This is a genomic window from Niallia sp. FSL K6-0212 (genome assembly GCF_038007605.1).
Lineage (GTDB): Bacteria > Bacillota > Bacilli > Bacillales > Cytobacillaceae > Niallia > Niallia circulans.
In genome coordinates this window covers 101,125-126,437 of the sequence record NZ_JBBOXL010000002.1, presented here as the reverse complement: position 1 = coordinate 126,437, position 25,313 = coordinate 101,125, and the positions used below count along the sequence as shown (strand labels likewise).

Sequence of the window (25,313 nt, the reverse complement as noted above, 5' to 3'; positions counted from 1 at the left end):
ATTATTTATTGGGGGAATTGAAATGAAGAAAGAATTGAGGATTTATAGCCAAATACCAGGTCCAAAGGCATTAAATGAAAATATAACTTTTAAAGAGTTTGTTATAAAGATTGCTAGACTTTCAGAAGGATTTAACTTTGATGGTTCTCTTATTTTTTTCAATTATAAAATGTATGATCCATGGTCTATTGCGTCTATTGTTTTAGAGAATACTGAAAAACTTACACCTCTAGTTGCGGTTCAGCCAAATACAATTAATCCCTTTATGCTTGGGAAAATTGTTCAAAGTTTAAGTAATTTATATAACAGGAGAATAGACCTTAATATGATAACTGGAAATTCAGCAATTGAATTAAGTCAAATTAATGATAGGCTTAACCATCAGGAAAGATACGATAGGCTTGTAGAATATATAAAAATTTTAAAAATGATTTTTTCAAAGAAGCATGAGGAGGTTTCCTTTAGTGGAAATTACTATAATTATAAAAGTTTGGTTATGGAGCCAAAATTACAAAATAAAAATTATCCCATGTTTTTTGTTCCAGGAGCTTCTTCTACAAGCATAGCTATTTCGAAAAAATATGCAGACGTAGCTTTAACAAGGCCACAACCTATTGAAGTATTTAAAAAAGAGTATAGTACAAAATTTAATGATTCAGATACAAATTTAGGCATTCGTATTGGCATTATTGCTAGAGCTTTAAGTAAGGAAGCGTGGAGTGTGGCAAGGAATTTATTTGGAGTAACAAAAGAAGGGAAAGAAAGATCCAAATCTGAAATTAAAAATGGTAAGACTATAAGTAATTTAATTATGGCTAAAACAGCTAATGATAAAGAACTATATGATGATATTTACTGGATGGGGGCATATTTAAGCGGAAATAATAACAATCCTTATTTGGTAGGAAGTTATGAAGAAGTTGCAAAGTATTTAATGCGGTATATAAAGTTAGGTGTCAATATAATTTTAATTCCCGACCATTACTCTGAGGAAATGTTTTTTCATACAGATAAAGTATTTTCTATACTACGAAACATTAATTAATTTCATAAAGTTTTAATTAAGACTTTTTATCTTATGTGCTAATAGCTTCTATGACACAGATAACTAGTAGTATTCTAAAGGAGATTCTATTTCATGATTAATTTTAATTAGATCTGTAAAAAGTGTATATAACACGTAATCCCCTTTAAATTTCTCCTATTTATTAATATGTTTTACTATTTGATAACTCTTATAAAATATTCGTACAACGAACCACTAAAGAGGGGAAAAAGAATGATAAAACAAAAAAGGATTGTATTTTCATTACTCCTAGATTTATTTCTTATTCTAGTTTCTGTTTATTTTGCATTCTGGAGTATATATCCAGGGAGATTCTATTTTACTTCAGAGATTTTAATTACAATGATTTTGATAACAACCAGCTATTATTTTTTTGCAACTGTTTTCAAATTGTATCGTTGTGTAGGGGGGGGAATGGACCTATTTACGATAATAACAATAACCAAAGTCACTATGTATTTGGCAAGCAAAAAATGCATAAAACGGCAATCAAAAATGTAACCACTTGCCAACGAAATTTAATTCTGAATAATTGACTCCTTATAACGATAACTATCGCCTTTAAATACAATCAAATGCGAATGATGGATGAGTCGATCAATTACTGCCTCCGTTAATATTGGATCCCCAAAAACGTGATTCCATTGACCGAATTGAAGGTTTGTCGTGATTATGATGCTTTTGGTTTCATAACACATCGAAATAACCTGAAACAATAATTCAGCCCCTTGTTTGTGAAGAGGAATGTAACCTAACTCATCCAAAATCAAAAGATCCAATTTCTCTATTTGCTTAAAAAGCTTATTGAGATTACCTTTTTCATTTGCTTCTAATAATCGATTAACTAATGATGCCGCTGTATAGAATTTAACAGCTTTGCCATACCTTTGTATGGCATTCAATCCAATTAACGTAGCTAAATAGGTTTTACCTGCACCTACACCCCCATAGAAAATTAGATTTTCTTGCTGCTCCATGAATACTCCATTTAATAGGTCTTCACTACTTAGTCCTGCTGTTAGGACAATGTCCTTCCAATCAAAAGGTTTCCCATTGACTTTAGGTAAGCTTGCTTGTGTAAGTAAAAGATTTGTTTTTCGTTCTTCTCGTTGCTCAATTTCTTTTTCAAAAAGCTTCAGTAAATACTCTTCATTTGATGTGGCTTCTATCTCTTGATAATGTTCTCTAATCCAACTTAATTTCAATCGTTTAGCGAATTCTTGAATCTGCGTACTCAATTTATTTCAGCTCCTTTTAGAAGCTGATTATAATGCTGTAGACCTCTAGTAGCCTCCGGCATAATAGGCAATGACTTTTGGAGATGTACTTCTTCGCGTATCCCTCGACCATTAATTAGTTGGTAGAATACTTGTTTAATTGATTCAACCGAAGGATGACCATGCTCTGATGCAATCTTCAGCGCTTCAGTAATTTTACTAAAATCATAATCTTTCATCACTGTACCTAATAACTTCAGGGCTTCTGATTTTTCAGAGGAAGTACATGAATTAAAATATGTTTGCCATTCTTGTGGTAACTGCTCATAGAAACTAGTATATTTAAGTGCCATAGGACGTTTGGCCATTAGATTTAAGTATGGCTGCCAATTAATCGATTTTCTATATTGACCATAGAGTCGAGGATGGCTAACGACTAGTTGATAATCATCTGTAAGAATATCAATTGAATTATATGAAATACGAATTAGAACCTTATTTAAAGCGTATCTTGGTGAAGTAGAATATAGATTTTTTTCTACTTTAATATAACCGTACTTATCGGCTTTCACTGTTTCGTATCTGATGCATTGGTATTCCTTACTTGGTAAAACCAAAAAGGCTTTCCGATCCTCTTCAAACAGCTGGGATATGAAAGATTCCTTTTCATAATGTTTTCTCTCACGATCTTTCTCAGCTTTTTCCCACAACGTCTTATTAAGTTCGTCTAAATTCAGTACGTGGAGACCAGGCAATAAATAATTGTTTCTCACATATTTCACCATTGCTTCCACATGACCCTTTTCATTCCCACTATTAGGATTACAAAATTCACTTTCGAACCCATAGTGTAGAACGAAGTTCTGAAATTCCTCTGTTAACTAGAAATGCTATTTTAAATATGTACAATAATGCTTGGATAAATATGTACAAATTTGCTTTCATTTTACATACTAGTCTTGAGGTGACTAGTCATGTATATATCATTAAATGTCGATGTTAATTTTGAGATTAATAGTCTTTCAGACTTACCAAAATTCAAACAAATAATGGAGCATATGAAAATGAAAATTAATAAGAGTAAATTGGCTGAAGAACTTGGAGTAGATCGACGAACAGTTGAGAAATATCTAAATGGTTTTGTCCCCAAGAGGACAAGAAAAAAGTCCTCAAAAATTGATGAATATTATGAAGTGATCGCTGCTCTTTTATCTGAGGATTCTAAACAGGTGTTTTATTATCGGCGGGTGCTTTGGCAGTACTTAAAGGATAATCACGGTTTAGACTGTGGTGCTTCGACCTTTCGAGCCTATATCGCTCGAATACCTGAATTTAATGCTTACTTTGTGGAGGACAAACGTATTGCTTCTCCGAAGGGGACGGTTCGCTATGAAACTCCGCCAGGTAAACAAGCTCAATTAGATTGGAAGGAAAATATTCAATATGAAACAAAAGATGGCGAGCAGGTCGAGATCAATGTAGCTGCGCTTATTCTATCTACTTCAAGATTGCGAGTATTCCACTTGAGTATTTCCAAGTCACAAAGTACGCTGTTTTCCTTTCTAACAGAAGCTTTTGAAACGTTTGGCGGTGTTCCTGAGGAACTCCTTACGGATAATATGAAAACAGTGATGGATGAAGCAAGAACGGAACATTATCCGGGTAAAGTGAATGCAAAGTTTGAGCAATTCGCAAAAGACTTTGGCTTTAAAGTGAAAGCCTGTATCGCTGGCAGACCAAGGACAAAGGGAAAAGTCGAAACGACAATGAAATTGTTAGACGAAATTCATGCCTATCAAGGACAATTCTCTTTAGAGGAACTGCATCAATTTATACAAGAGTTAGCCAACAGAGTGAATCACCAGATTCACCAAGGGACAGGAAGAATACCAATGATTGAATATAAAAAAGAAAGGAACCACTTACTCCAGCTACCAACTGATAAAGTAAGAGATTCCTATCGCATTAAGCACACACAAGTAAAAGTCAATGCATCCAACATGATCTCCTACAAATCAAACCAGTATTCCGTACCACCAGAATATCAAGGAAAGAAAGTAGGTTTACAAGTGTATGATAACAACTTATGGATTTATTATAACATGAAACTTATTGCACAGCATCCAATCAGCAAAGCGAAGCTAAATTATCAGGAAGCACATTATAAAGCAGGTTTGGCTGTTTCAGCCCCTTACTATAACTATCCGGAAATCGATGATTTGGCAAAGAAAAATCTAGCAACGATTGGAGAAGTGTATAAATAATGAATCTATCCACTAATTATCAACAATTATTAAGAAACCTAGAGTATCTAAAGCTGAAGCAAATGACTCTACATTTAAATGAAGTAATTGATTTCGGAGTCCAGAACCAGCTGTCATTTATTGATACGTTAATCAAGTTAACCAACTATGAAATTGATGTGCGAGAACAAAATATGACGCAGTCGATGGTAAAGGTGGCTGCATTTCCACATATGAAAGAAATAAAAGATTTTGATTTCACTTTCCAAACCTCAGTCAATCAGCAACAGATTCAAGATTTTCTAACCTTTCGCTTTATTGAAGAGAACGAGAATATTGTTTTCTTAGGACCAAGTGGTGTTGGCAAAACACACTTGGCCACCGCCATAGGGATTGCGGCAGCAAAGAAAAGAACAAGTACCTATTTCATTAAATGCCATGATTTAATTCAGAATTTAAGACGAGCACGATTGGAGAACCGCTTAGAAACTCGTCTAAAACATTATACAAAATATAAACTATTAATCATTGATGAGATTGGTTATTTGCCAATTGATCAAGAAGATGCGAAATTATTTTTCCAACTGATTGACATGCGATATGAAAAGCGCAGTACGATCTTAACAACGAACGTAAACTTTAAGGCATGGGATGAAGTATTTCAGGAGCCTAAGCTGGCAAATGCCATCTTAGATCGCATCTTACACCATGCGAAGGTTGTGACAATGGTGGGAAATTCCTATCGTTTAAAGGATCATTTAGTGCAAGAAAACGAGTGATTTTGTACATCCTTAAACGAGCGAAAATGTACATATTTGTGTTGACATTTATAGTTAACTGCCGTTCGCCATTTGGCAATACCTTCTTTACGGCAGCTGAAAGATTATCGAATCTAATTGTTCTTGGAACACCACCCATATGGTGAAAAATACGCTTTAATCCTTCTAAAAAACACTCTTTGTTTTGAGCGGGGAATACCTGAAAATAAAATGAATTACTATATGGATAAGAAAGAACCAGATAGGGTAGAGTTATCTGTTCCCCTTGATATTTAAACGGAGCTTCTCCAAAATCCACTTGAGCTGACCCAGGTTTGCTCTCTAGTGATAACGCTGCTTGATTCGCTTCATTTAATAGTTCTTTTTTTCGATGGGATATGTAGTTTCTTACTGTTCGATCAGAACCCTTAAAATCAAACTCCTCTTTTAATTGCTCCCAAATTCTCTTTGCAGTTCTACGGAATTTTCTCTTTTGTTTAAAATCTTCTATTAACCATTCATCTACTATATGTTTAATAGGATCCATCACTGGAGATGGTCTGTCTTGTTTGATATTTTCTACAGGACTAAAATCATCCTGTTCTGCATACTTCTTAACAGTTCTACGATCTCTTCCTATTCTTTGTGCAATCTCCGAATAGTTACTGTCTTTTATGTTTACCTCATGTCTGATATAATTAATTTCGGCCACTGCCAACATCTCCTTAATACCTCCTGCGCTTGTTTGTCCCAACAGGAAGTGTATGTGTATTTTGGAATGTTGACAAGTGGTTTTTTAATTTGTGCAGGGCCTACGGCCCTATTGCACAAATTTAATGCCATACCCTACATTTTTATGATGCCATAAACAGTCACTACCTTTTCATTCTTATTTAACATATTCATTGAATTATTTATTGTGAATTATGGACATGAAAGGGTGATCTTTGTAAGCTACTTTTTTTATACTATGTTGGCTTCTGTTTTTCGGTTATTAGTGCCTTTTGGAAATAAACTTACAAAAAAACCTGGGAAAATTCGAACAATGGTAATCGGAGCAGGAATAGAGGGAATGTTAGTTGTTAAATACTTACAATTAAGTTCAGGGACGGATTTAAAACCAGTAGTTTTTATTGATGATGATCCATTAAAACAAAATACTATTCTATTAGGAATAGAAGTTATTGGTGGAAAAGAAGTAATACAGGATACTGTAAATAAATTAAAGATTAATCGCATAATTATTGCTATGCCAACACTTTCTAAAAATCAGTTAGATTTAATTATAAATGAATGTAATAAAACTCGATTAAAACCTAAAATTATTCCCAAAATAGAGGATATTATAGTTGGGGAAAAGTCACTTCATAATTCAAATGAAATACAAGTTAAAGATATTTTAATACGAGAACCAGTGTCACTTAACACTGAAAGTATCTCAGTTACTATAACAGAGAAAACTATTTTAGTAACAGGAGCAGGAGGATCAATTGGTTCTGAAATATGTTGTCAAATATGCAAGTATAATCCGAAGAAAATCATCTTAGTCGGACATGGGGAAAATAGTATTTATTCCATTAACACAAAACTTAGAGAGCAATTAACAAAGGGAATTGAAATTATTCCTATCATAGCAAGCATTCAAGATAGAGAAAGAATTGAGTATATATTTAAAAAATACAAACCAGATATAGTCTATCATGCAGCTGCACATAAGCATGTACCTTTAATGGAGGATAACCCAAAAGAAGCAGTTAATAATAATATTATTGGAACTAAAAATGTTGCTGAAGCCTCAGAGAAATACTGTGTTGGTACATTTGTCCTCATATCTTCTGACAAAGCAGTTAATCCCACAAGTGTAATGGGGGCAACAAAACGTTTAGCAGAAATGATAATTCAAAATATATCGATTGTTAGTAAAACTAAATTTGTAACTGTTCGTTTTGGAAATGTCTTAGGAAGTCGTGGAAGTGTCATTCCTTTATTTAATAGGCAGATCCAAGAAGGTGGTCCGATAACGATTACTCACCCTGAAATGCATCGCTACTTTATGACTATACCTGAAGCTTCGGGACTAGTAATTCAAGCTGGTATAATCGCAAAAGGTGGGGAGATTTTAGTTTTGGATATGGGAGAGCCAGTTAAAATTGTAGATTTAGCAAAAAATTTAATAAAACTATCTGGACATAAAATAAGTGATATTGGTATAAAATTTACAGGGTTAAGACCTGGTGAAAAATTATATGAAGAACTAGTAAATAAAGATGAAGTTTTTAAAAAATTTATTTTCCCTAAAATTTTTGTTGTAAAGACACCTATTTATAATAAAAATACAATAGATAAGTTTTTAAAGAATTTTAATAGAATGAATGATAATGAAATTAAAAGTAATCTACTTGCAATCACTAATTATACTAACCTAAAGAAAAAAATAAAACAGGAGGATTTAATTTGAATTATTTAATTGTTGTAGCACATCCGGATGATGAAGTACTTGGCGCAGGTGCAACCATATGTAAGTTAATAGAAGAAGGTAATGTTGTAAATGTTTGCATATTATCTAGCCAAGTAGTGGCAAGAAAAGGGAGACCAAGTTTAGAAAAGCTGAATCAAGATATTGATAGATCTTTGAATATCCTAGGAGTGAAGAATGTAATAAAGGGGACATTTCCTAATATACAATTTAACATCGTTCCTCATTTAGAATTAGTTCAATTTATTGAAGACTCTATTATAAAAACTAAAGCAGAAACTATTTTTACACATCATCCTGCTGATTTAAATAATGATCATTATCATACTTCCATAGCATGTCAAGCAGCAACTAGACTGTTCCAAAGAAGAACATTAGATTTTACAATTAAAGAATTATTATTTATGGAAATTCCATCATCTACTGAATGGAGACTGAATAGCTCATTAAATCAATTTAATCCAAATACCTTTGTACTGGTAGGAAAAGAAAGAATTGATAAGAAATTTGAGGCACTAGCTGCGTATGAAGATGTAATAAGAGACTATCCACATCCTCGAAGTAAGGAAGCAATAAAAGGTCTTGCTTTGTATCGCGGTGGGCAATCTGGGATGGTATATGCTGAAGCCTTTGAAAGTGTATTTAGAAGAGAGCTGTGATTATGCTCAAAGTAATGAATATTTATCTAGAATCTATGGAGGTATATAATAATGAGAGTATTAATTGTTGTAACATCTAGGCATTCCTTCTTATCAAATATGACTTATGACTATGCAATAAAAAAAGGATTTGAAGTATTTATTATAAACGGGTTTAAACATGATGATTACCTAAAAAGCACGTTTGATTTTTTTAATAATGTTGATTCAATAGTTAATATCGCCATTAGCTTAAAGGTAAATGCAGTTATTTGCTTATCAGCGGAGAGAGTAATCTTAAGAGACGCTTTACTTAAAGAAGAACTTGAAAAAAAGGGTATAAAAGTTATTGGAAATAACTTCAGTACTGCAAAAATTTTACATGATAAGAGAGAAACAAAGGATGCACTTATTAAAAATAATATTAAAACTATTCCGGGATTTAATATGATAAATTCGAAATTACAGTGTTCAAAATATGCGGATGAAATTGGATTTCCTCTAATAATTAAACATACCTTGGGATCTGGGGGTTTTGGGAATTCAATTATTAATCACAAAGATGATTTCCTGGATTTTTTTGAAAAAACTTTTAATATTGAGGATTTTATTTGTGAAAAGCTAATAGATGGTATAGAGCTATCTGTAGAAGTATTTGGCTCTACTAAAGGTTATATAGCTCTACCTTTAATAAACAAAGGAGTTACATCCAAAATGGGAATTCATCCAAAAAATAAAATTAGGTATACCCACGAATTTGATAATCTTACACAAAAGTGTCATGATATAGCTCTTACTATAGCTGAGAAATTTAAAATTTTAGGTGTTATCGAGGTAGAATTCATTTGGAATGAGGAAAGTGATAGCATATACATAATGGAAATTAACCCTAGAATGGGTGGAGCAACCTTATTAAGTATGGCCGCATCTAACCTTCTATTACCTGAATTGTACGTGGATTTACTTTATGATTACCAGGTGTTAGATACTATTAATTATGATTTAATTCAGAGAGCCGTAGAAATTCCTCTAAAAGAGCCAATTAAAAAGGAAGATCAATGGAAATTTCTTAAGTTAAATACCTTTAAGTACTTTTCAGGGACTAATTCTAGGAAAGAATTTCAGGGTATAATTTTAAGTGGAAAAGTAAAACAAATACAAAAAGATTTATCTTTAATCAAAGATTTTGTCTATGAAATTCCAGATAACACACTTAAATTTTAGGGATAAAATCTAAGTATTTCTTTTAAAACTATATTTAAAATGGAATGGGGAGATAGAGTTGTTTGTTGAAAAAGAGTATAAATTAAGTAAGGTCTCTCTTTCTGATTTTCAATTATTTTTAAAATCCAGTATCCACCCTTTTTACTTTAGGCATAACGTTAAACTAATTGATAGTTGGTATATACAAAGTGAAAAAATCATCAAAGAATACTGGGAATATAAAGATATACCTCATTTTAATTTAGTATGCAGACAATATAATGAGAATTTACGTTCTATAATTGATAGTAAAATTGCTTATGAAAGTTTTTCATTTGTTTATAGAATGGGTGGAGGAATCCCTAAAAATATAGTTTCAGTTTTCGGCTGTATATTCAATGACAAAGATGAAGTACTTATTATGAAATCACTATTACGTCAAGACACATGGGAGTTTCCAGGAGGGTTAGTAGATGAAAATGAACCCTTAGATTTAGCTGTTAAAAGAGAGATTTATGAAGAAACTGGGTTTAACGTTGATTTAGAAGGGATAACAGGTATTTATTCTAATATAGGAGTTGGAAATATTGTAATTGGATTTAAAGGTAGAATATCTGGAGGTAAACTTAAACTTTCAGAAGAAACCAAAGAGTTAAAGTTTATTAAGTTGGAAGAAAAAAACATTTCATCATATTTCAAAAGAGATAACTTTGCTATAAGGGCGCTTGATGCTATAAAAAATAAAGCACAGCCAATTCATAAAACCACTTGAATTAGATTCAAAAATATTAGCCTTACGCTCATAAAAAATGAATAAAAAGGAGTATTTAAAATAGCCTAATCGAATGAATAAGTAGGAATAGAGAGTCTTCCTCTAGTCTAAGAGTTAGTCTGTACATAAGACCTGACATTCAAGATTAAATGGTTTAAGAGTCGTCTATCCTTTTTGAGCTTTTTTTAAGTATTTAAATGGATTAAGATATATAGTCAAGAAAATCATGTTTATGTGTATCATTAACTGTGTTGAAATACCCTACCAGAATTTACTACAGGTCCTATTAATTTGTAAAACAAATTTCATGCATACAAGCTTTTTTAAGATTGTTAATTGACTTCATTTCCCTCTTGATTGTTAATTTTTAATATTACTATCTGAATCATCTTATTCTCAATTAATTCAAATTAGTAGAATCTTAAATTTTTGAAGATATAAAGATTCTCTAGGATTGTCAATAGTAAATATGAAATTAAGTTATTATATATATTTAATATAAGGAGTGAAAAAAATGTTTGATTATAGGGATTATTTTCAAATAAGTGATTTTTCTCATAAAATTCTATTCTATGATGTTAAAAATGTTTGGGAACCCTTATTAAGGATTGAGGATACTATGTCAAAGACAAAATCCATTATTAAAGGGATTGTGGAACCTGGAGCTTATATCAGTGAGTATGGTGTAATTCTTGAAGAAGATACTTTTGTTGAGAATGGCGCTTACGTTAAAGGACCCGCTTATATTGGTAGAGGAAGTAAAATATTCCATGGAGCTTATATAAGAGAAAATACAATAATTGGGGATAATTGTATCGTCGGTCATTGTTCAGAAGTAAAACATTCAATACTATTAAATGGTTCTAGAGCGCCTCATTTCAATTTTGTTGGAAATAGCATATTAGGTAATAATGTAAACTTAGGTGGAGGTGTAATGATTGCGAATGTAAAAAATATTCCATATGGAGATAATATTATAATTAACACTGGAACCATAAAGATTGATACAGGTTTAAAATATTTTGGAGCCATAATAGGAGACCAATCTAAGATTGGGGCAAATACAGTAATTAACCCTGGGACTCTAATAAAAAAAAATGTACTAACTTATCCGCTTTCTTCTGTTAAAGGTGTTATAGAAGATAACTCAATAGTTCGATAATATTATTTAACTTACTAATCGTAGATAAATTTCAATTATATGTTGAAAAATAAGCAGGTGACTTCAAGACTAACGGGTTCGGTTTTGAGCTACAAAAGTTTAAATAGCATAATGAATTTAAGGCGTTTTAGCAACAAATTCGAATTACAAATAACCATAAAAACAGCAATAAAAATGGACCATCATTTAGTGGACCATTTTTTATGTTAACCAGCTCATATTAGTTAGTTGAAAAGTAGTTCAATCTTTTCCTTGTCATATTCGCCAAGCCAATTTTTGTATTGATTATATAATGGTCGAATGGTTTCTTTATTATTTGCAATGACTTCGCAACCTCTATCATCATAAATAAAAAAATGATATTTTTTGAAGCGTTTATGAAAAAATACATCTGGATAATACGAGCCATTTCTTCTTCCAAATTTAGGTTTCAAGGGAAAATCTTCATTACAAGCTGCTTTAATCAGCGAAAGGTATCGTATATCACTATTATTACACTTTAAAAAAAACTGAGAAGTGTAAAATTCATCCGCATCTTCTTCATCATCAAAAACAAATGGTAATGTCGTTTGCCGTATATTAAATTTCAAATTTTTATTTTTTATAGAACATTGATACACTTTTATTGGATTTGTCCTATCTTTCAAACATTTAAGATGATATACATTCGTAACAAGAAAAATCTCATCTTGGTCAGAAAAAAGATAATCGAAAATAGCTAAGGCTTGATTATATACACGATTAAACATATCAAGATTAAGAGTATTATCGTCATTAAACTGATACATCCCTTGGGCGAACTCGAAGTGCAGACCAATATCCCATTGATTATAAAGACTTGGCTTTAAGATTAGTCCTGGAAAAGTTGTATTTAAATATTCCTTTAATTCCATAATTCACGAACCTCGTTTACTTCTAATTTTTAATATCCCCCCTATTATCTAAGATAAATAATATCATTCAATTCAAATTTTTTTGTGCTTATACCTAGTCTTTGGGTTGGTGTAGCGATTGTTTCGGTCTTTCCTTCCTTTGTTTTATACGCCAAACAAAAATTGTAATAAGTCCGAAGGATTGTCAATGCCATTTGAGCATACTTGGGATTGAAGTTTGAGTAAATATAACTTTTTCCATCGCCACGAGCCGTTGTCAGCGGTCTTTCTAAAATGGATAACCTTCTCCGAATGTGTTGAATGAAGGTGTTCGTAGCATTATCATTTACATTTTCAATTAATGCCGCAACATCCCTTTGGCTCAAGAAAAGAAACATCCGTTGTACAATCGACTGAACGAAATCCTCTATCAGGTGTGGCTAAAGGATGTTCAATCGGATTATCCGCATACTCGTTATGGGAACTCGCTCCATCCGATATTACTTTATGGAATTTGTGAGTTTCAAATAATTCCGCTAAGTAAAGGTACGCCAATTTGCGTAAAGAGTTAGTTCTAACTCTCAACGATACCAATGTAAGGTGTGCAAGAAGTTTACCAATGTTCTGCTGAACCAAAGACAATCATCCACCTACCACCAAAAAAGAAGCGAGATAATGCCGTTATTTGCTAAACTCCTGCTTAACCGAACCCCAGTAAGCAGAACCTGTGAAATCTTAGAGATTGGCAGAGGTACTTATTATGATAAGCTCGAAATCTTATACCGAAGGTGTTTGGAGTTCCTAGAAAAACACGAAACCAAGCCTTTAAAAAACACTGAATTCAAGAAAATGTGGTTGAATACAGATAAGATGACCTATTATCTAAATAATGTCCGCAAAAAGGGGCAAGGCAGTTTTCAATTTGATGGAATTGAGGAACTCCAACTGCCGACAAGTGTAGTCATTTCTGCTGATGTTCTATCCAGGTATGTGTTTAGATGCGATGTGGCGTATGTTTGGGATATTACCTTAAGTGACATTGCCCTTGATACAGCTTTGTTGAAGGAAGACCATTTAAACCTATTTGCCAAAAAAACACGCTCGGTTTGATGATTATTCTCATTACCCAATGCCACCATCTAAAAATGATACACAAACGCAATCCGATTACCATCGAGAACCTCTTAAAATAGAACGTCGGGAAAGGTACATTGATGGTCTCCACGTTCAGGCATCTTATACTACCATTGCTCATTATTGGCTTTTCAAACAGCTTGTAAATGCTTCTGAATGGCGTTTTGTCACCGATGATGATAAATCATTAATCAACTCTATCCATTGTGTATTCTCGCAAGAAATCCTCCGTACAGATGGGCATTATTTTTTATGCCAAACCGATCAAACCAAATTACGTAAAAAAGCCTATGAGGAGTTTAAGGAGGCAAAAGTGAATTTATTGGAATGGGGTTCGGTTAGGGATATTGGAAAATAACTATACCTATTTAAATTCTTTAACAATCCCAGTAAAAGACTTGTAAGCTTTATATTAATTTAGTAATGATAAAAAAATTATTTTCTTTTACTGAAATATGTAAAAGTCTCTAGTAACAGTTTATTTGTATTGGTAAAAAATGCTATATCGCTTTAATTACTTAACGTTACTAGAGAGCTTTAAGATTATATTGAATTAAGTATACTTGAATTTTTCCAAACAAGACCAGCATTGTTCTCTCTTCTTGATTTCTTCTGCAGATAAATAGATGTTGTTTGAATCGATTTGTGCCCCAATGCAATTTTAATTTGATCCAAACTCGCTCCTTGATCAGAACTAATTTGTGCAAAAGCATGTCTAAGTGTATGTGGCGTAATTGGATTTTTCCTTGTTTTAATGAAAGGCAATTCCACTTCATTTATTTTTTTGGTTAAATAATTGGATAGATATTTATAATGGTACGTTTTTCCTTTGTTCGTCGTAAAAATATATGAATTATCACTACCATCTAATATAAAATCTAAACGTCTTGTTCGTCGAAATTTCCGTATTTCTTCTATTATATATGGATGTAAGAGTACCTCTCTTTCATGTCTCCCTTTTCCTAATACATATAACCAGTAATCTCCATCCACATAAGAAATATCCGATATTTTACTATGACATAATTCGTTTATTCTAAGCCCTGTTGTAATTAAGGTTGCTAGTAAGCAATGAACAATGGGATGGTCTTTATAATAGTCCAATATCTGCACTACCTCATTTTTTCCTAAATCCCTATCCGGCCGATCAATATCCCGCACATTACTACTCAACATTTTTTCATGCAGCGGAACTTCAATATACTTTGTTTTATATAAAAAAGAAAGGAATCCTTTAAGAACTACTATTTTACGACTCAGTGTAGAAACTGCGTATGGCTTCTTCCCCTTCCCTAACGGAGCTGCAGCTAACCACTCTTGAAATTTTCTAATATGTACATGATTGAGTAGTTTAATTATCTGGCAGGGATTTTGCTGTGCATTTAAATCTAATCCAATGGAAAAAGCATTTTCTATTATCTGTTTATACATGATAAGTAAATCTCTGCTGTACTCTTTGATGGTGTTCTCCATTTTATTCTTTCGTATATCCATATCTTTCTTTTGGTGTAAAAATAAATACATCATTTCCAAGTCATTTATTTCCTTATTGTTAGATACGTCCTCCATAATGATTAACTCGTCAGGTAAATTTTGAAATAGCGATGGATCTGTTAAAGTTTTTGAAAACGATGCGATGGACGACTGACTTCCAGTAAATTCTAACGAATTCTTGTTCGAATGGAATGAAATTTCCTTTTCTAGCATTTTTACACCTCTTTTAGCATTTTTTGAAAACAAAGTGATTATATGGTTATAGGTGACTCGTTATTAATTTAATTTAGGTATATTTAATATACACTACTATATTAGTAGAAAAATACTTTATTTGTCTACTATATATACATATAAATAAAATTAATATTTAAAATACATTTTAATATAAAATAGTAGGCGATGTATTTATTTATATAAAATAGACATTAAACCTTTGTTTAATATTAAGATATATATTATAATCTGATTAATGATAAAAGGAAGAGGTGGATTTTTTGATTAGCGAAAGTTTATACCGAGCATTAGATGAAAGTACTTTTTTTGTAAGTAAATATGAAGTGCAAGTGAAAACTTATTTCTTACAAAAATCCAAATATGGTCTTAGAGTGCAAGTTAGTAGATTTGTAGATAAAAGAGGAAATTTGAGTCGAGAAAAAGATACAGTGGAGATTAAATTATTGATAGGGGGAGGAGGGGTAGTTATTGATAAAACTTTTAAAAGTATTACATTAGAAAAACCAACAAGAAAAAAGGTGGAAGAATGTATTACAGATTTTTTAGAACATGCTAGTGAGTATTGTAAACAAAGTGAGAATTAATACATAAATTAGAATTATTCCCCAATTGAATATTGACTATAGTAAATGGTAACATATAAATAGATTATAATATTGAGTTAATATTAAATGATATGTAAACACTATTTTAATAATGATTAGTTGGGGAGAATAAAATGGGCCAAGAAGATAAGAAAAAGCAAATTACTACAAAACAGGCTGCGGAATTATTAGGTGTTGCTGAGAACACAGTTTTATCATATTCCAGACAAGGCATATTAACTGCAGTGAATGAAAAAAGTTGGCAAATTGACAATACGAAGTACTTTTATATAGATGATGTAGAAGAGGTAAAAGACAAATTAAAAAAGCCAGGACTTAGCACTGGTGAAGTTGCTGCACAATTAGGTGTATCTACTGTAACGGTATTTAACTATATAAAGGATGGTAAACTTACTGCAGAGAAAGAAGTTTATAGAGGTAGGGAATTATATTTTATTAAACAAACGGAGCTTGAACGTTTTCAAAAAAATTATAAAAATATGAGACGTAGAAATAATAAAGAGTTTTATTCCAAACCAAATAAACATGGTTGGTTTCAATTGTTTATTCATGAAAGAAGTGAAGAACATGGAAGATTGATGGTTGGGGAAGATGAAGATTACTTTTTATTAACTGCTAGTGGAAATAAGATTCCATATACGAAAATTGAGCAATATGGTTTTAAACCGGTTTATTTAATTGAAAGAGGTTCGATAATTTCCAAAAGGAAATTTGCTAAATTTGAGTTCCCTTATGAAAATAATGTTGAATCTAATATATACTCTTTCTTAGATATATGTTATGAATATATCACTCCAACAAATATGAAGATGAACATAAATAAAGAAAAGATAGAGTTAGAAATTAAACCATATTGTTTCCCTTACGATACTTTAGATGAAGATACGATAAAAACTATTAAGGAATATATGGTGGAAGGTTCCATAATCTCAACGATTAAAGGAATTTATATAGATTCTGAATATGATGTGTTATCTTTAGAAATACCATCTCAGGTTAAAGATTCATTGAAACGAATTGCGTCTGAAAGAAATTTGACTTTGGAAGAGTTGGTTTCTGAAATTCTTGTAGAATATGTGAATGAAAAACGTTAATATATGAATAAACTCAATTGATTGTGCAGGAGTAATCATATCTCGAGATTTTATAAATGAACAAAGTGAAATTATTTGGGTTTCCATGGATGTAATCTTAAATTTAACGTCCATCTTTATTGTGTTGTATTAATGTAGAATATACAACCATTACAGATAAAAAAAGCTACCATAGGCGGCTTTTTATATATCGCTAAAGGAGCATGTTAAAGTGAAATAAACCTTAGAGTATTACCATTATTTCAAAGATAATATGATATACTAAATATAACCATTGTTAAAAATTACTTTTGGTTACTTAGAAAAAGGCTGTCCTATATAGAGGATAGTCTTTTTCTTACAATTTTGAAGTAAATATTTGAGTATAAGGAGAAGAAGAAAATTTCTATGAAAGAGCATTTTATGTATGAGAACGAGTTTACAAATAAAATAATACCAGCTGAAGATACATTAAAAAGAGAAGCGTTAAAACAAGTATTGGACAACCGATTATATTTTTCCTAGTGACATTAATATTTCTTTTTATAATTCTAATAGAAGGTAAGGTTAAAAATTATAAAAATTCTTTTACAAATGATAAAGATGATCATTTCTCAACTAGGTGAGAAATATCAAAATAACATCCATTATCTAAATATGATTTTTCATCATGTTCACGAATAATAAATAATAAAGTTATTTAAAAATGAAGAGCATTCATCGTGATCTTGTCAGTTTTTCTTGAACGAAAGGGTAGGATAGTGAAAAAAGGAGATTGATGTATTAGTTTATAATCTAAGTGATGGTACCAAAGTGTTCTACTAAATATTTGCTTGGAGGTTTATATGGAAAACGTATTAGGAAAGGTAACATGCTTTATCACTAGAAAAAAAGATAACAGGCAAGAACTTCTTTTAATCCAACACCCAAATGCAGGTGTTCAAATACCAGCGGGTACAGTCGAAATCAATGAGAACTTTTATCAAGCAGCTTTGAGAGAAGCTATGGAAGAAACTGGTCTTAAAGAATTTATTTCAAGTAAGAGTATAGGAAAACAAGAACAAAATTTAGAAGGTAAGTACATTATTTTTGATAAGGCAAAAATATATTCGAGACCAGACATCTCAAGTTTCCAATGGGCGGAAATTAGAAGAGGGATTACTGTCCTTCATGAACGAAGCCATGAGGAATTTGTGCAAATTTCTTATAAAGAAGGAGATAAAATTCCAGAACCAAATTACATAACATATCAGATAACGGGTTGGACGGAAAAATCTAATTTAGCATCAAAAGTAACAAGACAATTCTATCATCTACAATCAAATAGTCAGCTGGATGAATGGGAAATAGATACAGATAATCACAACTTTAAATTATTTTGGTCTCCGTTAGACAACTTACCACAGATTGTTTCTCCTCAAAATGAGTGGCTTGACTATCTTTTAAAGGAGATTAACAATTTGGTTTAAAATTATTACCTGACAATATGCAACCTTTATCGAGAAAATAATATATTTAAATTCACCAAACATATGGTTCACTTGTTTCAATAATGTGTGTTTGGCTGTTGAAGAGGTGCTTCGTATTATATGGTTAACCAGTTTTTACTGGTTGACCTTTTTTTAATAGATTCTATTATAGCAGTAGCCAGGGTAGGACGTACGGGTGCGTGAGTCTTTGATTCCGTCAACTAAACTGTCCGACCTTACTTGTAGAAACATGTTTGAGGCTGGTTGGGATGTCGATCTCGTATAACAAGCGAAGCTATGATACTTCAAGGTGGAATAGGGGTTACTGGTAAATAAATCGAGAGAGGAAGAGATAAATAATGAATCCAGTAGTTGGTCTGGATGTTTCAAAAGGGGAAAGTGAAGTCCAAGCATTTTTAGATAAGGGTAAGCCTTACAGAAAAAGTTTTAAAGTATCGCACACCAATGTGGGCTTAGATTCCTTACTTCATTTTTTAAAAGAGGTAGAAAATAAGTCAAGGCTGAAGCCAATGGGTCATTATCACGCTCCTATAATTCAGTTTTTAGAGGAACAGAATTACTTGTATATTATGGTCAATCCAATACTGTCTTAACAGGCGAAAAAATCGAGTTTGCGAAAGGTGAAAACAGATGCGATTGATACTTTTCACTTATGTGAGCTGTATTACAAATAGGACTTAGAACCTTATAAGAAGTGAGGAATTCAACTCTTGAAATTCGTAATCTTACTTGACAGCACGAAACAATTACGGTTTTTATGCAAGCTAAGTTACAGTTTCATGCCATATTAGATCAAGTATTCCCTGAATATAAAGAGGTATTTGGAGATATGTATTCGAAAGTCTGTTTTAAATACTTTATTGGAGTTTAATACGTCCGAATCCGTGTTACAAGCTGGGGAACGTAATTTAATAGATAAGATTGCGGGGTTATGTATAACTCGTTCAGAACGTTGGGCATAAGAAAGGGCGAAGAAACTGAGTGAAGCGGCACAGCGTAATCCATTCAAAAATACATTGTATCAAAGTCATTTGATAAGTCTTGAAATATATTAAGATGTTTCTCCAGTACCAAGAGCATCTAGCGAAGTTAGATAATCAAATAGATGCCCTTGCAGGAGAAATAGAAGAATATAAGATTATCCAATCAATCCCTGGAAATGGTGAAAAAATCGCTGCAACGATTCATTCCAAAATGGATGATATTGAGAGGTTTAATCATCCTAAAAAACTGGTTGCATTCTCTGGAATAGATTCGAGTGACGTTTAAATAAGTCCAATGAATAAGTTTGTTTACACATGCAATCATAGCTACTTTAAATGGCTTTCCTTCTTCTCGCTTTCTATCATAGAACTTCTTTAACTTTTTATTGCGAGAGCCCCTAATTCTACAAAGGCCATATATAATGCATGACGTAACCTACTCGAACCTCTTTTGGCAATCCGATTTATCGTTGCTTTAAATTTACCAGACGAATGGGCTTAAGAGATAAAATTAAGAAATATATATAAAAATTCCAAAATGGTTGAGGAAAGTTATTTGGCATGAGCTTTTTAGTATATCATTAACTGTTTAATAATTTTACAGAAAAATATGGACATCCTATTAGCTGGTTTAGTTTGATAAGAATCAAACAACTTTATTATCAAATTCAAAAATAAGAATAATTATATTGATAGAAATTTAAATAACTTTAAAAAATCCTTACTACAATAAATCGTAATAAGGTTATGGTTTTATGTCAAAAATAAACGTCTTTATTATCTCTATACACATCAACAATTTAACTAATTTAAAGAACCTAACTACACACTAAATTGTAGCTAGGTTCTTGTATATTTATATCCAACCTAAAGATCTTTATTTTCACTAAGTTTTTTTCTACCAATATCATTTTCGATCTATTAATTGCAAAATGTTTTGGGTTAATTGATGGACAATTATTATCTCTTCTGTACTTCTTGTACTTAATAATTCCTGATGAAGCTTTAATAGTACTGTCTTGTCAGTTTCTTTTTTTAGGTAGTTATGTTCAAATAAATCAGTAGGTGAAATTTCAAGAGCTTCCGTAATTTTGTTAAGCGTTTCCAGGGAGATATTTCTTTCTCCTCTTTCAATACCACCAATATATGTATAGTGAACATTTGCCTTTTCAGCTAGTTCCTCTTGTGTAAAACCTCTATATAATCTGAAATAACGGATTCTTTCTCCAATGGTTTTTACTAAGTTATTCATTTTTTCACCTCTTTCTATAAGGGTAAAAAACAATGGAAATACTATACAGTAGTTTATATTCAAAAAAATAAGTAAAATAATATTTATAAGTATTAAAAGACAGGTGAATTTCTACATTACTATAATAAGTAACAGAAAGGATTTCCCATGAATGAAGAAAACTACTATATTAAGAAAAAAGAAACCATTATACCATTTTCGCATGGTAAATATAAAATTAAGAAAACTACATACTATCTGCAGGATAATGAGTATGGATTAAGAGTTGAAGTCACAAGATTTAGTCTAACCGGAACTGTTGAAGTGAGGCTAGTGTATGGTGGGGGACTAATTATTGAAAAAATTTATACAACTAAGAGTATTGTTCATCCTACAAAGGAGCAACTAGAAAAGATAATAAAAGAGTTCTGTGTAAATTCCCACCAATATAAGAAATTAAGTGGTAAATAATCAGTAATTATTGCTTTTTTCAAAATAATCAACTAGAATTTATATATACATTTTTTTGTAATTTTTATTTTTAGCTATCTTTATGATAAGCATATTCTAATAGACACGAAGCCTTTGGGCCTTTGATTTTTACTTAACAATATTTTTGTTAGGTTAATAAAAGGACCAAAGGCTTTTTTGTGTTTATCACAGAAAGGAGCGGCATGTAATTAATGAAGGGGAAATATTTAGGAAAAGCAGATAGTTCTAACTTAGTGCCTGGAATGAGTTATTACTTATTTGAAAATGGTAAGGATTATTTTTATGTTTCTCGTTTTAACAATAAGAAGGCTCATTTTGGTTGCTACGAAAAAACACCTTTTGAAATTAATGAGGAAACAAGGGAGAAAAGTGAGGTTACATTTAAAGTAAGTAGTTCAGGACAGATTTCATTTTTCTAAAAGAGATCAGTTGGCATTTATCATTGGTTTTTTTTATAAAAAGGGAGGCAAAAGAATGGAAACTTTAATAAATACTGTAGAACAGGTGAACTTTAAAGTTGAAACTTCATGTTTTAAAACATATGAATTTTCCACGCATAATGGATTATATGTTGAAGAGGCACAATTGGAGTTTAGTTCATTTCGTTTAATGATCTATAAAAATGAAGAAGCGGCTATATTTGTTGCAAATGAGTTTGATTATGATATTAGCGAAGAGGTTTCTTATTTATTTGATATCGAAAAGATTAAAAATATTTGTGAAAACAAAAAGGATGTACCAGATTTCTCTGATGATTACTATGAAGAAAATTAAAAATTCTGATAATTGTTGAAATCATATTAGTAAGAAATGGTACAGGTGAAATGGAGGAACTGAGATGTATTACGATCGTGAAATACATATAAGAGTGGAAAGAGAGAGAAAAAGAATAATCGAATTCCTAAAAGAAAAGGGGATCACACGAAATAAAGATGATGAAAAAATAGATGATTTAACACTTTTGTCATTAACTTTAATGGAAAATGAATTACTAGCAGATATAAATACCAAAAAAGTATCTATATAGGAGGACTATTTAATGATTAGTTATACTGAAGAAGAAAAAGTAGTTGTGACTAAATTAGTTATGGAGTTAGCAAGAATAGATAATAAGAAAAGAAGAAAAGATTTAGTTTGGTGGTATTCCATGGCCAGTGGAATCAATAATAATGAAAAAACTAAGAAAATCATGGAGGATATAGAAGCAATTTAGCTTTGCCTTTTCTGAAAGGAGAGTTTAGTTTTTTTGAGGTTGAATTTTTCTATTTTAATCCTTATTATAAATATATAGGAAATTAGAAGAGTGAATATAATATTTGGAGAAATGGGAGCACCCCAATTACTAAGTAAAGTCTTAGTATATTGGAGTGCTCTCTTTTTTGGAAATGAGGGGTTTAGATGAAAAAGATTATTTCCACTTTATTTATTTTATTTTTATTAAGTGGATGTTCAACAGATAGCCTAGTTACATACCAGTCTAAAGAGAACTACAAGACTGATAATCAGGTAGAAAAGGAGATTTCGTTTAAGAAGTACTTTAATGATGTCAATCGTTCTAGTGAAAAGGCAGCTGATATTAAAACAGAAAAACACAAAGCTATAGTAAAAAAAGTGATAGATGCTGACACTTTAGTTTTGGAAGCAGATAAGTATACCGCTTTGAGGTTAATCGGAATAAATGGACCTGAAATTACAAAAGGGAAGAATGAGCCATTTGGACAAGAAGGCAAGGAATATCTGGCTAACCTTATAGAAGGCAAGGAAATTACCTATCAATTGGATCCTAATGCTGATGAAAAGGATAAGTACGGAAGAATTTTGGCGCATGTCTTTTTAGATCAAATTAGTATTCAGTCATATTTATTAAAAGAGGGATATGTTAAATTAGCTTACTTATTTGATGAATATGAATTTATTGATGTCTATAAGGATGCAGAAAATATAGCAAAAGAAAAACAATTAAATATTTGGAGCATCCCTGGTTATGCAGATACTGACTTAAATGGTTTTGTTAAGTAATACAAAGATATTCTAAAACAATAAAATTGGAGGAATACTCATGTATAAACTAAGAGATCAAATAGAGCGGGTAAGAGAAGAAATGTTAAAAATTGCATTCTCAGAGGGATTTAATTCTCCCGAAGCAATAAAGAAGAGTAAAGAGTTAGATGAATTAATACTAAGATATCAGCAAATGAACCAAAATGAATCGGTAGAAGTTAGAATTTGTTAAGAGGGTAAGAATAGTTTAGGAGGGGACTTAATGATAGATTGGAGAGAAGAAGACGTTAATAGATTCTTTAGCTATCATAAAACAATTACTTATTATGGTGATGAAATACCTAAGTATCTGGTTCTAGAAAATCCAGATGGGGACGGTTGGATAATTGGTATGTTTTATCCATTTATAGGAGGAGAGTACGTTCCATTAGAAGAAGCGGGAGACGTACGACTAATATTTTCTACATTAAAGTCAGCAAAAAAATTATGTGGATTTTAATTTATGGTGAGAAGTGATCAAATAATAAAAATTCTTAGACTTGAAAATTTATAAATCTAGTAAAAAGGGATAGGTTTACTATCTCTTTTTAAATTGTGTAGTGTTATAAGAAAGAAAATCGTATAATAAATGTATAACCATTTTTTCTTTTTTCTTTTTTGGCAATCCTATTTAGGATTAGCGTCTTAACTAATAAACACGCAGCCTTTGGGCTAATAGGCATAATACATGTAACGCATGTATTTATTGTCTATTGCCTCAAAGGCTTTTTTGTGTTTGCGCAAATTTTTCAAGAGAGGTGAATAGGCATGTTAAATAAAATAATTTTGGCTGGTTGTATTGGATTTGGTATGGGAGTTTTAACTCACGCAAAGAGGTATGGGACAATAAAAAAACCGAGGAATAATAAACTTACATTAGACTAACCTAAATAAATGAGACACTATAAAACACCTTCGAATGGTACACTTAAACAAAGTACTAACTCGGAGGTGTTTTGCGTGGGCAAAAACATATATTCAAGTGAGGTTAAATGGGCAGTTGTTAAAGATAAGATGAGTGGTCAGTTTACGAATCAAGAAATCATGCAGAAATATGGAATTAAAAATGTTTCTCAAATCAAAACGTGGATGAAATGGTATCGGGAAAATCAAGTTCATCGATTCGATCAACCTATAGGAAAACAGTATTCATACGGGCATGGTCCAGATAATTCAAGTGATGAAGATAAAAAAGAACGTCAAATGAATCACTTAAAGCAGGAAAATGAAATCTTAAAAAAGTATTTGGAAATCGAAAAGGAGTTGAAAAGGAAATTGTCCTCCAATTAGTACAGACATTACGAAAAAAATATACTGTATCAGCTATTTTATCTGCTTTACATGTTCCAAGATCTACGTATTATCGCTGGGCATCTTCGCAACCAATGGAGTTATCTAAGGAGGAGGAAACAATTATTTCCCTCTGCAAAGAAACAAAGTACCGATATGGACACCGGAAGATCAAAGAGCTGTTAAAGCGTAATTATCAAATTAAATTAAACCGTAATACTGTTCAACGGATTATGCAAAAATATCATCTTCAGTGTAGAATAAAGCAAAAGAGAAGGTGGAAATCACAGGGGGAATCGGTCATTGTTGCGCCCAATTTATTACAGCGAGAATTTTATGCAAGCAATCCTAACGAAAAATGGGTAACGGATATTACCTATATTCAATATGGTCCAGATACTTTATATTTATCTACCATCATGGATTTGTATAACAATCAAATCGTTGCCTATAAGCTTTATCCCCATCAACAAACTTCTTTAGTAATGGATACCTTGGATGAAGCACTAGAAAAACGAGGGAATCCTGAAGGAATAATCATCCACTCCGATCAAGGCAGTGTCTATGCTTCTTATGCGTATCAAAGTCGGGTCAGAGAGCAAAATTTAGTCAGTAGTATGTCACGCAGAGGAAACTGTTGGGACAATGCCGTCATGGAGTCCTTTCATTCTAATCTAAAATCAGAGGAATTTCAGTATGTTAAATTCCATTCTTTATCTTTAAAAGAAGTAAAAGAGCGTGTAGATCAATTTATGAGATATTATAACGAAGAACGTATTCAAGAAAAATTAGGCTACCACACACCAATAGAGTTTGGTAATATGGCAGCCTAAGAAG

General features: G+C 31.6%; 26 protein-coding genes and 5 pseudogenes. 23 read left to right on the top strand and 8 right to left on the bottom strand.

From position 1 onward, the window contains the following. Nucleotides 1-22 precede the first annotated feature (22 nt). Complete coding sequence (locus tag MHH96_RS24320; RefSeq protein ID WP_341118242.1) at nt 23-1,045, top strand: LLM class flavin-dependent oxidoreductase; 1,023 nt, start codon at nt 23-25, stop codon at nt 1,043-1,045. Between the two features lie 539 nt (nt 1,046-1,584). Here the strand turns inward: MHH96_RS24320 and istB (MHH96_RS24315) are convergent. Continuing rightward, nucleotides 1,585-2,304: an IS21-like element helper ATPase IstB gene (gene istB, locus MHH96_RS24315; protein WP_036179323.1), complete on the bottom strand. Its 720-nt coding sequence runs from the start codon at nt 2,302-2,304 to the stop codon at nt 1,585-1,587. After that, on the bottom strand, nt 2,301-3,068 hold the full coding sequence (locus tag MHH96_RS24310) for a Mu transposase domain-containing protein (protein WP_445669013.1): 768 nt from the start codon (nt 3,066-3,068) through the stop codon (nt 2,301-2,303). The genes istB (MHH96_RS24315) and MHH96_RS24310 overlap by 4 nt, the downstream gene beginning before the upstream one ends. A gap of 189 nt (nt 3,069-3,257) precedes the next feature. On the opposite strand from MHH96_RS24310, the gene istA reads away from it, so the two are divergent. Both istA and istB (MHH96_RS24300) read left to right on the top strand, forming a co-directional pair. Beyond that, on the top strand, nt 3,258-4,547 hold the full coding sequence (istA, locus tag MHH96_RS24305; protein ID WP_061801336.1) for an IS21 family transposase: 1,290 nt from the start codon (nt 3,258-3,260) through the stop codon (nt 4,545-4,547). Next, entirely contained in the window at nt 4,547-5,305 is a 759-nt protein-coding gene (gene istB, locus MHH96_RS24300) for an IS21-like element helper ATPase IstB (RefSeq protein ID WP_061801337.1), read from the top strand. Before istA ends, istB (MHH96_RS24300) begins: the two co-directional genes overlap by 1 nt. A gap of 52 nt (nt 5,306-5,357) precedes the next feature. On the opposite strand, the pseudogene MHH96_RS24295 reads toward istB (MHH96_RS24300), so the two are convergent. Continuing rightward, nucleotides 5,358-6,005, bottom strand: a pseudogene (locus MHH96_RS24295) (IS21 family transposase); the annotation flags it as partial. A 171-nt stretch (nt 6,006-6,176) separates the two neighbouring features. Between MHH96_RS24295 and MHH96_RS24290 the strand changes: the two are divergent. From MHH96_RS24290 to MHH96_RS24270, 5 genes and pseudogenes are all read left to right on the top strand, one after another. Next, nucleotides 6,177-7,742 (top strand): annotated as a pseudogene (locus MHH96_RS24290) (polysaccharide biosynthesis protein); the annotation flags it as partial. Next, on the top strand, nt 7,739-8,419 hold the full coding sequence (locus MHH96_RS24285) for a PIG-L deacetylase family protein (RefSeq protein WP_341118239.1): 681 nt from the start codon (nt 7,739-7,741) through the stop codon (nt 8,417-8,419). The pseudogene MHH96_RS24290 and the gene MHH96_RS24285, both read left to right, overlap by 4 nt. 51 nt (nt 8,420-8,470) lie before the next feature. Further along, nucleotides 8,471-9,622 (top strand): ATP-grasp domain-containing protein, encoded by a 1,152-nt coding sequence (locus MHH96_RS24280; RefSeq protein ID WP_341118237.1) that lies wholly within the window; start codon nt 8,471-8,473, stop codon nt 9,620-9,622. A 58-nt stretch (nt 9,623-9,680) separates the two neighbouring features. Next, nucleotides 9,681-10,373: an NUDIX hydrolase gene (locus tag MHH96_RS24275; RefSeq protein ID WP_341118235.1), complete on the top strand. Its 693-nt coding sequence runs from the start codon at nt 9,681-9,683 to the stop codon at nt 10,371-10,373. Between the two features lie 514 nt (nt 10,374-10,887). Then, a complete protein-coding gene (locus MHH96_RS24270) occupies nt 10,888-11,535 on the top strand; it encodes a DapH/DapD/GlmU-related protein (RefSeq protein WP_341118233.1) in 648 nt (215 codons plus the stop codon). A 224-nt stretch (nt 11,536-11,759) separates the two neighbouring features. On the opposite strand, the gene MHH96_RS24265 is transcribed toward MHH96_RS24270, so the two are convergent. After that, on the bottom strand, nt 11,760-12,428 hold the full coding sequence (locus MHH96_RS24265; RefSeq protein ID WP_341118232.1) for a DUF3885 domain-containing protein: 669 nt from the start codon (nt 12,426-12,428) through the stop codon (nt 11,760-11,762). A gap of 44 nt (nt 12,429-12,472) precedes the next feature. After that, a pseudogene (locus MHH96_RS24260) lies at nt 12,473-12,983 on the bottom strand (insertion element protein); the annotation flags it as partial. A 279-nt stretch (nt 12,984-13,262) separates the two neighbouring features. Between MHH96_RS24260 and MHH96_RS24255 the strand changes: the two are divergent. Together MHH96_RS24255 and MHH96_RS24250 are read left to right on the top strand one after the other, a co-directional pair. After that, the gene (locus MHH96_RS24255; RefSeq protein ID WP_341118229.1) at nt 13,263-13,517 is read left to right on the top strand and encodes a hypothetical protein; all 255 of its coding nucleotides are present in this window, start codon (nt 13,263-13,265) and stop codon (nt 13,515-13,517) included. Then, on the top strand, nt 13,492-13,899 hold the full coding sequence (locus tag MHH96_RS24250) for a hypothetical protein (RefSeq protein ID WP_341118227.1): 408 nt from the start codon (nt 13,492-13,494) through the stop codon (nt 13,897-13,899). Before MHH96_RS24255 ends, MHH96_RS24250 begins: the two co-directional genes overlap by 26 nt. A gap of 185 nt (nt 13,900-14,084) precedes the next feature. Here the strand turns inward: MHH96_RS24250 and MHH96_RS24245 are convergent, their stop codons facing one another. Further along, entirely contained in the window at nt 14,085-15,248 is a 1,164-nt protein-coding gene (locus MHH96_RS24245; RefSeq protein WP_341118226.1) for a tyrosine-type recombinase/integrase, read from the bottom strand. A 284-nt stretch (nt 15,249-15,532) separates the two neighbouring features. Between MHH96_RS24245 and MHH96_RS24240 the strand changes: the two genes are divergently transcribed. The 4 genes and pseudogenes from MHH96_RS24240 to MHH96_RS24225 all read left to right on the top strand — a co-directional run. Then, a complete protein-coding gene (locus MHH96_RS24240; protein ID WP_341118224.1) occupies nt 15,533-15,856 on the top strand; it encodes a hypothetical protein in 324 nt (107 codons plus the stop codon). Nucleotides 15,857-15,990: 134 nt separating this feature from the next. Further along, a complete protein-coding gene (locus MHH96_RS24235; RefSeq protein ID WP_341118223.1) occupies nt 15,991-16,971 on the top strand; it encodes a helix-turn-helix domain-containing protein in 981 nt (326 codons plus the stop codon). An 824-nt stretch (nt 16,972-17,795) separates the two neighbouring features. Continuing rightward, entirely contained in the window at nt 17,796-18,419 is a 624-nt protein-coding gene (locus MHH96_RS24230) for an NUDIX domain-containing protein (RefSeq protein WP_016204205.1), read from the top strand. A gap of 359 nt (nt 18,420-18,778) precedes the next feature. Then, nucleotides 18,779-19,694 (top strand): annotated as a pseudogene (locus MHH96_RS24225) (IS110 family transposase); the annotation flags it as partial. Nucleotides 19,695-19,709: 15 nt separating this feature from the next. On the opposite strand, the pseudogene MHH96_RS24220 reads toward MHH96_RS24225, so the two are convergent. Both MHH96_RS24220 and MHH96_RS24215 read right to left on the bottom strand, forming a co-directional pair. Then, nucleotides 19,710-19,918, bottom strand: a pseudogene (locus MHH96_RS24220) (transposase); the annotation flags it as partial. 412 nt (nt 19,919-20,330) lie between these two features. Continuing rightward, nucleotides 20,331-20,675: a helix-turn-helix domain-containing protein gene (locus MHH96_RS24215; RefSeq protein ID WP_016204206.1), complete on the bottom strand. Its 345-nt coding sequence runs from the start codon at nt 20,673-20,675 to the stop codon at nt 20,331-20,333. A gap of 147 nt (nt 20,676-20,822) precedes the next feature. Between MHH96_RS24215 and MHH96_RS24210 the strand changes: the two genes are divergently transcribed. The 9 genes from MHH96_RS24210 to MHH96_RS24170 all read left to right on the top strand — a co-directional run bounded on the left by MHH96_RS24210 (nt 20,823) and on the right by MHH96_RS24170 (nt 25,309). Further along, entirely contained in the window at nt 20,823-21,125 is a 303-nt protein-coding gene (locus MHH96_RS24210; protein ID WP_016204207.1) for a hypothetical protein, read from the top strand. A gap of 212 nt (nt 21,126-21,337) precedes the next feature. Beyond that, nucleotides 21,338-21,565 (top strand): hypothetical protein, encoded by a 228-nt coding sequence (locus MHH96_RS24205; RefSeq protein ID WP_341118221.1) that lies wholly within the window; start codon nt 21,338-21,340, stop codon nt 21,563-21,565. Between the two features lie 55 nt (nt 21,566-21,620). Next, nucleotides 21,621-21,920 carry a hypothetical protein gene (locus tag MHH96_RS24200; RefSeq protein ID WP_341118218.1) on the top strand — a complete coding sequence of 100 codons (300 nt, stop codon included), beginning with the start codon at nt 21,621-21,623 and terminating at the stop codon, nt 21,918-21,920. A 64-nt stretch (nt 21,921-21,984) separates the two neighbouring features. Next, complete coding sequence (locus MHH96_RS24195; RefSeq protein WP_047944802.1) at nt 21,985-22,173, top strand: hypothetical protein; 189 nt, start codon at nt 21,985-21,987, stop codon at nt 22,171-22,173. A 12-nt stretch (nt 22,174-22,185) separates the two neighbouring features. After that, nucleotides 22,186-22,359, top strand: coding sequence for a hypothetical protein (locus MHH96_RS24190; RefSeq protein ID WP_171510434.1), 174 nt, complete (start codon nt 22,186-22,188; stop codon nt 22,357-22,359). A gap of 185 nt (nt 22,360-22,544) precedes the next feature. Next, on the top strand, nt 22,545-23,165 hold the full coding sequence (locus MHH96_RS24185; protein ID WP_144545656.1) for a thermonuclease family protein: 621 nt from the start codon (nt 22,545-22,547) through the stop codon (nt 23,163-23,165). Nucleotides 23,166-23,205: 40 nt separating this feature from the next. Next, a complete protein-coding gene (locus MHH96_RS24180; protein ID WP_016204211.1) occupies nt 23,206-23,379 on the top strand; it encodes an aspartyl-phosphate phosphatase Spo0E family protein in 174 nt (57 codons plus the stop codon). Nucleotides 23,380-23,409: 30 nt separating this feature from the next. After that, nucleotides 23,410-23,646 (top strand): hypothetical protein, encoded by a 237-nt coding sequence (locus MHH96_RS24175; RefSeq protein ID WP_341118216.1) that lies wholly within the window; start codon nt 23,410-23,412, stop codon nt 23,644-23,646. A 500-nt stretch (nt 23,647-24,146) separates the two neighbouring features. Further along, a protein-coding gene (locus tag MHH96_RS24170) for an IS3 family transposase (protein WP_095329094.1) occupies nt 24,147-25,309 on the top strand; the annotation gives its coding sequence in 2 pieces (ribosomal slippage) (nt 24,147-24,423 and nt 24,423-25,309; 1,164 coding nt in all). Nucleotides 25,310-25,313: the final 4 nt, after the last annotated feature.